The organism is Bacilli bacterium (assembly GCA_036381315.1).
Classification (GTDB): Bacteria; Bacillota; Bacilli; order Paenibacillales; family KCTC-25726; genus DASVDB01.
Genome location: DASVDB010000026.1, coordinates 1 through 10,054 on the forward strand (window position 1 = coordinate 1; position 10,054 = coordinate 10,054).

General features: G+C 49.2%; 11 protein-coding genes. 2 read left to right on the top strand and 9 right to left on the bottom strand.

Features of this window, described 5'->3' with window-relative positions:
* From VF260_01895 to VF260_01930, 8 genes are all read right to left on the bottom strand, one after another.
* The coding region (locus tag VF260_01895) for a cache domain-containing protein (protein HEX7055935.1) at positions 1-1,008 on the bottom strand (1,008 nt) is incomplete at its 3' end.
* Between the two features lie 28 nt (positions 1,009-1,036).
* On the bottom strand, positions 1,037-1,738 hold the full coding sequence (locus VF260_01900) for an ABC transporter ATP-binding protein (GenBank protein ID HEX7055936.1): 702 nt from the start codon (positions 1,736-1,738) through the stop codon (positions 1,037-1,039).
* Positions 1,725-2,486 (bottom strand): ABC transporter ATP-binding protein, encoded by a 762-nt coding sequence (locus VF260_01905; protein HEX7055937.1) that lies wholly within the window; start codon positions 2,484-2,486, stop codon positions 1,725-1,727. Before VF260_01905 ends, VF260_01900 begins: the two co-directional genes overlap by 14 nt.
* Complete coding sequence (locus VF260_01910; protein ID HEX7055938.1) at positions 2,459-3,445, bottom strand: branched-chain amino acid ABC transporter permease; 987 nt, start codon at positions 3,443-3,445, stop codon at positions 2,459-2,461. Before VF260_01910 ends, VF260_01905 begins: the two co-directional genes overlap by 28 nt.
* A gap of 5 nt (positions 3,446-3,450) precedes the next feature.
* Positions 3,451-4,386 carry a branched-chain amino acid ABC transporter permease gene (locus VF260_01915; GenBank protein HEX7055939.1) on the bottom strand — a complete coding sequence of 312 codons (936 nt, stop codon included), beginning with the start codon at positions 4,384-4,386 and terminating at the stop codon, positions 3,451-3,453.
* Entirely contained in the window at positions 4,383-5,609 is a 1,227-nt protein-coding gene (locus tag VF260_01920) for an ABC transporter substrate-binding protein (GenBank protein ID HEX7055940.1), read from the bottom strand. The genes VF260_01915 and VF260_01920 overlap by 4 nt, the downstream gene beginning before the upstream one ends.
* A gap of 118 nt (positions 5,610-5,727) precedes the next feature.
* The gene (locus VF260_01925; protein ID HEX7055941.1) at positions 5,728-6,429 is read right to left on the bottom strand and encodes a response regulator; all 702 of its coding nucleotides are present in this window, start codon (positions 6,427-6,429) and stop codon (positions 5,728-5,730) included.
* A 14-nt stretch (positions 6,430-6,443) separates the two neighbouring features.
* A complete protein-coding gene (locus tag VF260_01930; protein HEX7055942.1) occupies positions 6,444-8,027 on the bottom strand; it encodes a sensor histidine kinase in 1,584 nt (527 codons plus the stop codon).
* Between the two features lie 123 nt (positions 8,028-8,150).
* On the opposite strand from VF260_01930, the gene VF260_01935 reads away from it, so the two are divergent.
* On the top strand, positions 8,151-9,230 hold the full coding sequence (locus VF260_01935) for a DctP family TRAP transporter solute-binding subunit (GenBank protein ID HEX7055943.1): 1,080 nt from the start codon (positions 8,151-8,153) through the stop codon (positions 9,228-9,230).
* A 78-nt stretch (positions 9,231-9,308) separates the two neighbouring features.
* Positions 9,309-9,554, top strand: coding sequence for a YkuS family protein (locus tag VF260_01940; GenBank protein HEX7055944.1), 246 nt, complete (start codon positions 9,309-9,311; stop codon positions 9,552-9,554).
* 62 nt (positions 9,555-9,616) lie between these two features.
* Here VF260_01940 and VF260_01945 read toward each other — a convergent pair.
* On the bottom strand, positions 9,617-10,054 hold a 438-nt coding region (locus VF260_01945; protein HEX7055945.1), incomplete at its 5' end, for an SDR family NAD(P)-dependent oxidoreductase.

Below are 10,054 nucleotides of genomic sequence, written 5' to 3' on the forward strand. Positions count from 1 at the left end.
GACATTAAAGCTTGCGGCCAACTCGCCGATTTCATCTTTGCTGGTGACGGCAACTTCTTCGCTTAAATAACCGTCGCTCACTCGTTTCGCGGAATGAACCAATTGTTCGATAGGTCTGGTTATCCTGCGAATGACCAAAAACAACAACACGAAAGTCAAGACAAGCGAAATGATCATGACAACCGCCGCTGTCCGGACAATCGGCATGGACGCCTGGGCGAATTCTTTTGTCTGCAGCACGCCAATAATTTTCCAGCCGGTAATGTTATTGGTTTCATAAAACGCCCGCAGTGTTTGCCCTTCCTGCGATTGATAGGTTATAACGCCGTTTCTGTTTTTCTGAATGGTTGTGAATTGGCTTCCCTTTATTTGATCTCCCAATTCGAGAAACGGATGCGCCAATATGGTGTTGGTTTTATCCACAATAAAAGCGTAGCCGTTTGCCCCGAACTTCAATGTCTTGACGATCTCATTCACTTTTCCAAGACCCAGTTCGATCCCAATAGCGCCCTTCCCATCGGGCAAGGAAATGCCAATGTTCACGGAAACATCGCCGGATGCGGCGCGGTGCGGTTCAGACACCATCAGGACTCTTTTCGATTCCAGCAATTTTTGGTACCATTCCTCGCTCCGCGGATCAAAATTTTGCAATTCCTCATTCGGAGCTTTCATCCAGGCGCCATGCTCATTTCCCAAAGTCAGGCTGGAAATTTCCGGATGCAGCCGGATAAAACTTTCGATCAATTGGCGCACTTCTTTGTCTTTTCGGTCGATCTGTTCACTGGAAATTTGATCGGAAAGCGCTTGTACGTTCGCCATTTCGAGCTGAATAATTTGGTCGATCGTCTGATTAAGCATCATTACATTCGATGCGGCCGTTTTTTCCATCTTCTGCTGAAGTTGCATTTTGGCGCTTTGATACGAAACGAACGCCAAAATCAGACAAGGTATAAACAGGGAAACAAAAAATATAAGCATCAGGCGATTTCGCAAGGTATTTCTTTTCAAAGATCATCGATCTCCTTTTTGCCAATAGCTACAACCCCAAGTAGGCTGTCTTGACAAGCTCATCGTTCAAAAGCGCCTGGCCCGTTCCGCTTGCCACCACCTTTCCGTGCTCCAAAACAAATGCGCTGTCGGCTATCTGCAGCGTTTGGGATACGTTTTGCTCCACGATCAATACCGTTGTATTCGCGCTGATTTCTTTAATGATGCGAAACATTTCCTCAACGATGATCGGCGCCAGACCCAAAGAGGGTTCATCCAAAATCAGCAATTTGGGATTGGACATCAACCCTCTGGCAATTGCCACCATCTGTTGCTCACCGCCGGATAATGTGCCCGCGAGCTGATTCTCCCGTTCTTGCAAACGCGGAAACATCTTCATGACATGCTCCAAATTGGCTTTGCTGCGGTTGCGGACACGCCGGATATGGGCTCCCAGGAGCAGGTTTTCTTTCACTGTCATGCGCGGGAATAGTCCCCGCCCTTCCGGCACATGGCTGATTCCCAACTCGACAATTCGATGCGCTTTCGCCTTGTGAATCGGTTCTCCGTTTAGATAAATGACGCCCTTTCGCGCCTTCAACAAGCCGGAAATCGTGCGCAGCGTCGTCGTTTTCCCGGCGCCATTGGCGCCGATCAGCGCGCATACTTCGCCTTCTTTCACTTCCATCGTCACGCCAAAAAGCGCCTGGCTTTCCCCATAAGCAACTTCAAGATCCTCAATTTTCAGCATGCGATGCGGCCCCCTTGCCTAAATATGCCTCGATCACAACCGGATTGGTTACAATCTCGCCAGGTTTTCCTTCGGCGATTTTCTCCCCCTGGTTGATCACAATGACGCGGTCCGAAACCGACATGACCACACGCATCACATGCTCGATGCCTCCGAGCGTTGAGATGCCGGCTTCGTTCAAATCCTTGAACAATCTGATCGTTTCATCAGCTTCCGTCGGCGTCAGTCCGGCTACCACTTCGTCCAGCAGCAAAAGCTTGGGACGTATGGCCAACGAGCGGGCGATTTCCAGCCTTTTTTTCCCGGCGAGCGTCAATTCCCTGGCCAGATGGTCTTTTCGGCTCAACAAATTGGTTTTCTCCAATATTTGCATGGCTTGTTCGATTGCTTCTTTTTTCGAATTGGTATGGGCAAACGCCCCCAGCATCACATTTTCCAGCACCGTCATATTCAGCAGCGGCTTTACAATCTGGAATGTTCTTCCGATTCCAAGTTTGGCTATCTGGTAGGGCGCCAAGCCGCGGATCGACTTGCCCATAAAGCGGATGTCGCCTTTATCCGGTTTAATGAAACCCGTGATCAGATTGAACAAAGTCGTTTTTCCGGCGCCGTTCGGTCCGATCACAAACACGGTTTCCCCTTGCTTGATCGAAAAGCTCATATTTTGCGTTACGTGCAAGCCGCCGAACCACTTGTTCACATCGTTCAATTCAAGAATGTTCATGTTGTCCTCCATTTTCTTATCCATCTGTTCAATACTCCAACGATACCGTCAGGCGCAAAACGGACAACAAGCACGATCAAAAGGCCGTACAGGAAAAACGCAAACGCGTTCGAATCGGATAACAGCGGGATGTTCATACTTCCCAGGTAAACTTTCAGAAAATCGGAAGACAACTGCAGCAAAACAGCTCCGACAAGCGGCCCCCATAACGTGCCTACTCCTCCCAATATGACGAGGAAGACGATTTCGTTGGAAAGATCGATCCCGAAGACGGTTACCGGTTCGATCATGCCGAGCATGCTGGCGTAAAATGCGCCGCCTATACCCGTCAGGCTCGCCGATATAAAAAGAGCAACGTTTTTATACCAGGTTGTATTGATCGTTACCACCTGCGCGGTATTTTCATCTTCGCGGATCGCCATCAAATAATAGCCGAGCTTTGATTCCGCCACACTGCGCATGACCAGAAAACTGACAATAAAGAAGGCCAGCATCAAATAATAGTAATATTGCGGTTGCGGCATAATCGAATGCACCAACAAGCCCGCGGAACCGCGCGTAAAATCTTTCAGTTGGTCGGTAGCCAAAATTTGCAAAATTTGCGCAAACGCAATTGTGCCCAGCGCAAAGTAGGGACCGCGCAAACGAAACGTAATCCAGCCGATCGGTATCGCCAAAACGGCGGGAATGATCCAGGCCAGGATGATTGCGGGAATGATCCCTAACGAATCAACCGAAAGCGCATAGGCATAAGCGCCCAAACCGAAATAAGCCGCATGGCCGAGAGACAATTGCCCCGTGTAGCCGCCCAGAATATTCCAGGCGCACCCCAGGCCCGCATATAAAAATATCAACAGGATAATCTCCTGATAAAAGTAATTGTGCATGAAAAAAGGCAATGAAAAGAAGAAAACGATGAAAACCGCAAGCCCTGTTTGCTTTTTGAAATCGATCGGAAAACCGGATTGTTTTTTTATCTGCATGTTCATCAACTCCTCGACCTCCCCAGTAAACCGGATGGTTTCAAAAGCAAAATCAGCAAAAATACGACATACGTAATCAAATCGCCGTAACTGCCTCCCAGGTAATAAGCGCTTAACGCCTGAACGACGCCGATGATAAATCCGCCCAGCGCCGCGCCTTCAATACTGCCCATTCCGCCAAGCACGACAACAACAAACGCGAGGAGCGTAAATCCTCCGCCCACTGTGGGGCTAACGCGGTAAACCGGCAGCAGAAGCGTACCGGCAACCCCTGCCAAAGCAATCCCAATCGCAAATACAAAGCTTGACACTTTCTCGACGTGAATGCCCATCAGAAAGCTGGATGTCCGGTTTTGCGAAATGGCCCGCATTGCCCTGCCGGTCTCCGTCCGCATAATAAAGTAAAAAATAAGAATAGTAATGACGATCGCGATGATAAACGAAATCAGGTATGGAATGTTCAACTGAATATTGGCGAATTTAACGGATTTGTTGGCATAATCCAGATTCAGCGTCAATTGGTCGCTTGTATATTTCATTTGCGCCAGATTGGTGAGCACCATGCTGATGCCGGCTGTCATTAAAATCTGATTCATATCCGAGGACAGCATGATTTTGGCAATCAGCCCTTTAAACGCCGCATACCCAAGCGCGAATGTGACCAAAAAAGAGGCCGGTATCGTCACGTAGGGGTCGACATGAAAGGCGCTGCATATGGAATAGGTAACATACATGCCGATCATCATAAATTCGCCGTGGGCAAAATTGATGATGCGCATGGTGCCGAAAATGATTGCCATTCCCATACCAACTAACGCATAAAGAGAGCCAATAAGCAGGCCGTTGCTAATCGTTTGTAGAAACATGGCGCTTCTCCTCAAAGGTTGGTATTGATTTGCAAAAAAAGAGCGGGCGCATTTCACAGCGCCCGCTTTTGTCATCTCTTCTCCCAGGGCGGAGTAGGAAGCTTCGCTTCTGCCGAGGCCGCTTCTTTCGGATATACAGTTTCGAACTTGCCGTTCTGAACCTGGGTGATAATAACCGGATGGTTATTTTGTCCTTTTTCGTCGAACTTGATCGGTCCGAACGCCGTATCCATCTGCAACTTGGAAAGCGAATCACGTATTTTGTCTTTGTTGTATTCTCCCGCTTGTTCCAGGGCGGCCTTGGCTACGTACAGTGCGGCATAAGCCTCCATGTAATGGTATGACGGGTGCTCGTTATACAGTTTGAAGATCTTTTCATCGAATTCCTTGGAGCCGTTCCAAGTGGCGCTGGGATCCCATTGCCCCGCCGCCAGCGTGTATTCCGCCTCCATCCCGGTGTCTTTCGTAAAGGTTGCGACGCTAAAGCCGGTACCGGCGGCCGTAAAATAATTCGCGTTCAGATCGATCTCATGCGCTTGCTTCATGAGAGCGGTAGCGTCAAGCGAGTAGGAAGCAAAGTAGAGAATATCCGGATTTTTCGCTTTGACCCGCTGCAGCATCGGCTTGTAATCCACATTCTTGACCGAATACGATTCTTCATCAATCAATTTGATGCCGCTGTCTTTCAGCGCCAATTTCATGGATTCCGCCGAACTTGTACCGAAGTTTCCATCTTCGTATATAATCGCCATTGTCTTGGCATCCGGCCTGTCCTTCAGGAAATTGACCACTGCCGTCGCATAGGAATCGGACGTTGCGCATATGCGAAACACGTATTTGGAACCTGTTTCCGTGATATTTGCCGCGACAGCTGTCGGAACGATCAGCGGAGTTTTATACTCCGTCGCCTTTTTCACAACGGCCAAGGTCGATCCGGAGCTGTATGCGCCCAGCAAGAGCTGCACTTTGTCTTGCGTGACCAATTGGTCGACATCTTTTGCCGCTTCCTCGGGGCTGCTCTTGTCATCGAGTATTTTCAACTCGATTTTTTTACCCAAAACTCCGCCCGCCTGGTTGATCTCATCAAGAGCCAGGTTATATCCTCTTTCATGATCCTTGCCAAACTCGGCGCCGGAGCCTGTAAGCGATGTGATGATGCCAAGCTTAATCGTTCCGTCTCCGGAGTCCGCTTTTGTCGCGTCATCCTTGCTTTGCGAGGCGGAAGAGCCGCATCCCGACAACGCTGTAACAAAAACTACAGAAAGCACGATTGCCAGTGTCCCCCATTTTTTTCGCAAACCTGTAACCTCCTATAAAGTTTTTTTCGACTTTATGTTAGCGCTTACAAAAATAGTAGTAAATAATTTGGTTTTATTGGACTTTTTGTTCTTTTTGTTCACGGCTTTCCGGCCAGAATCAATCCGGCCGGACATAACAATATCGGTTGGTGGGGCGACCGATCCCATGGTAATCGATTTCCAGGCGAACTTGTCCCGTTTGCGCCAAATACTCCAAATAGCGCCTCGCCGTTACGCGCGCCAATCCGCTTAATTCCGCCACCTCTTCGGCGGATAACGGCTTTTGTTCGTTCACAAGGGTAAGCATAATTTGTTGTAACGTGGCTTTGTGCAATCCTTTCGGCATATGCTCCGACTGCTCGTCCTTAAGTTTGCGTTGCTCCGATATCCGCAAAACATGGTCCAGGTCCGACTGCGACAGGCAATCGTCTTTTTGCAGCTTCTTGCGAAGCGTGCGGTAATTCTCCAATGAACGTTTAACCCGCTCAAACTGAAAAGGCTTAATAATGTAATCCATCACGCCTTGCTGCAGCATTTGTTTAATGATGGACGCGTCGCTGGCTGCCGTTATTCCGATAATATCCACGTCATACTGCTCCTTGCGAATCAAGCGCAACGTTTCCAATCCGTCTTTCTGCGGCATATAAATATCCATCAAAATCAAGTGGGGATTAAGCTTCTTGAGCAAGGAAATTCCCGCAACGCCATTGCCGGCCATCCCGACGACACGAAAGCCCTCGACCCGTTCGACAAACTGCTTGTTGACTTCCCGAACCATCGGATCGTCTTCGATGATTAAAATCCGAATCTCGTTATTCACGAAAAAATCCCCCTTTAGATGCGCATGGGAAGCGTGATGATGATGGTTGTGCCCCTACCCGGCGCCGAATCGATCTGAATGCTCCCTTTTCCCTTGTCGACGATACTTTTGACCAGATGAAGGCCAAGGCCGCCCACGTTTCCTTTTTTGGTCGTGAACCCTTTTTCGAAAATACGTTCTTTCAGCTCGGGCGATATGCCGCACCCGTTATCTTCCACCATGATCGAACATACTTCTTCGTCCTGCTCGAAACTGACAAACAGCCTTTTTTCCCCCTCCTGATCCCGCATGGCGTCAAAGGCGTTTTCAATCAAATTGCCGGTCAAAACGACAAAATCATGATGATCCAGATAGGAGGGAAAGCTGTGCAGCTTGCTCCGCCGATCAATCTGGACATCGATTCCCAACTCCTTTCCCCTGCTGATCTTCCCCAGCAATAACCCGGATAAATTCGCATCATGAATGTGGCTTGCCAGCCATTCCGTCAACTCCCCTTGCTGTTCGACCAGATGAAATACGTATTCAAGCGCCTTCTCCTTCATATCCAATTGAATCAACCCGCCGATTGTGTGCAGTTTGTTGATGTGCTCATGATTTTGCACCCGCAACGCATTGACGAATTCCCGTACTCCCGTCAATTCTTCCGCCATTTGCTTGACTTCCGTGCGATCCTGAAAAATCGCGATCGCTCCCACCGTCGCCCCGTTTACTTGAATCGGGATGCGGCTGCTCATAAATTGTTTGGCGCCAATCTGAATTTCCTGATTAAGCAAAGGCTGCTCGAGTTGCAAGATTTCGGGCAACCTGGATTCCGGCACAATCTCGCTCAATTTGCGGCCAATGACGTCTCCGGAAATGTTTAGCATCTGCATGGCTCTCTTGTTAAATATCGTAATACGCTCCATTCCGTCGATGACGATGACGCCTTCATGCATCGCCTGAAACGCCGCCGTGCGCTCGGTCAACATTCTGGCGATCTCATGCGGTTCAAGTTCGAACATCTGTCTTTTGATCTGATTGCCCAACAGCCATGATCCCCAAATGCCAAAAAGCAACGACAGCGAAAATGTGACATACAACTGGCTGCGGGCGGCAACGATATTTTCCCAAATGGTCGGGAGCAATTGGCCGACCAAAACGACGCCAATTTGTTCATGCATGTCGTTCATAATCGGCACAAACGCCCGCAAACTCGTTCCCAGCTCGCCCTTTGCTTTGGAAATATACGTATGCTCCGTAAAGGAGGAGCCTTCATCCAGACTTTTTGACGGCGTACCGATCAGCTCGTTGTTCGGATGGGACCAGCGTACGCCTTCCATATCCATGACAACGATATAATCCGCGTTATTCACAATCCGTATCCGTTCAACAGTCGATTGGATGAGCAGCTTGTTGCTGGGATTCGTCCCCCCAATGTTTTCGATGATCTCGGGCATTTGTGCCACAGTGCGCGCCGTCGTGAGCAAGCGCTGGCCCAGTTCATGTTCATGCAGTTGAATCAATCGGCCCAACAAAATTGTTCCGCCGACTGTCAGCGCAAAAAAAACGATGCAAAAAGAAAGAATGGCGATTTTCCATTTGATTTTCAATTTGCCCACTGCCGCATATCCCCCTGAAATCCCTTTTTGCTTCGCTGTTTGTTCGCCTGCCCGCGTGCTTGTCAGCGCTTTCATAGTTATTTATAATATAACAAATGATCGACATGGAAAGGAACCAAAATCATGAGAATTAGCCGGGGGACCTGGTTACTGCTTGTATTCGGCATCATCACAGCGTTCAGCGTCGGCTTTTGGTCTTTAATCAACCCGGAACCTACAGTCTACGATGATGAACAGCATCATCTGCATCAGGAAACCATTATCAAATTCAATTTGACTGACGCCGAAAATTCTCCGCGCGGACTTGCGGCAAAATATTTTGCCGATTTGGTGGAGACTTATACGAACGGCCAGATAAGGGTGGATTTGTTTCCCAACGCCGTTCTCTACGATGAACCCTCGGAAATCGAAGCGCTTCAGAACGGCAACGTGCAAATGATCGCGCCAAGCTTTTCCTATCTTGCGGAAATATCGCCGAAATGGGCCGTGATGGATCTGCCGTTTGCATTCCCCAATGACGAAGCGGTGCAAGCCGCTTTGCACGGCGAAATCGGCAAACGGTTATTGCAAGAGCTCGATAAAAACGAAATGGTCGGAATGGATTTCTGGCGAGGCGGCTTTAAGCAAATCATCAGCAGCAAAGGCCCTTTGCTGCATCCGTCCGATTTCCACGGCCTTGTCTTCGCCGCGCCGCCAAGCCGGGTGATTGAAAGCCAGTTTGACGAATTAAACGCCAAATCGGTGATTATCCCGTTTAGCCAAGTATACCACAGTTCGGAGACCGGTCAGATCAACGGCGAAGAAGCGACCATTGCCAATATTTACAGGGCAAATCTTTATCAAATCCAGAAATATATTACACTTAGCGGCCACGGGTATTTGGGCTATTGTGTTATCATGAACAAGAAATTTTGGAACAATCTTCCCGCCGCGAGACAAGCGGAAATTAAACGGGCGATGGATGAGGCGACCGCATGGGCAAACCGGTATGAAATTCAATTTAATTCGGAAAAGCTGGAAGAATTGCAAAAAGTGTCCAGTCTGCACATTACGCAGCTTTCGCCCTCCCAACATAACGAGTGGGTCGCCGCCACTTTGCCCGTATATGAGAAATCAATTCCCGTCATCGGCAAAGAATTAATCCAGGACATAAAAGAAATCCGGCAAAAATACGAACAATTCACTTTGGACCCAAACCTGTAACACCGCATAGAACTTCGCCCGAAGGCATACCCTATTTCAAGCGTGGGTGGAAAACATGCGGGCGGAGGTGATGAACAGATGGCGAGAATAGCTGTGGAACAGTCGCTTGGCGAGATAACGCAGGCGCTGGTCAATCAGGGGCATGAGGTTGTCGCTTTAAACGCCGGCAATGCGAGCAATTGCCAATGCTGCGTAATTTCCGGCCTGGATCAAAACATGATGGGCATCTCCGATACGATCACGCAGGCGCCCGTAATTAACGCGCGCGGCATGAGCGCCGAGGAAGTTGCAAGACAAGTGAGCGAGCGCATCGGCAAAACATAATGCGGCAGGGTATCCGTTAAACAGGCCTGATTTTCAACATGGCGGAAACGGATACCCTCCGCTTACTTTTTGTTTAAAATTTTTGCGTACATTTTATCCAAAAGCCGCGGGAACAACTGGTACAATTTAACTCCCAGGGCCGCCGCAAACGGAATATCGCTTTCCGCTTTGCCTTTGCGCAGCACCTTGACGATTTCGTCCGCGACCCGTTCGGGCCGCAGCATAAAAAATCCGACATTTTTTTTGTATTGTCCGCCTGGATCGGCGATATCGAAAAAAGGAGTATCCACGGGACCGGGGTTTACCGCGGATATGCGCACGCCGGTGCCGATTAGCTCCTGCCGCAGGCAATGGGTCAACCCGAGAACCGCATGCTTCGTAGCCGAATACGCCGAGCCTTTCGCCGAGCCGATCTTGCCGGCCATAGACGCGACATTCACGATGTGCCCTTTTCCGGATTGCAGCATGTAGGGGAGAACGCTCTTGATCCCGTGCACAAC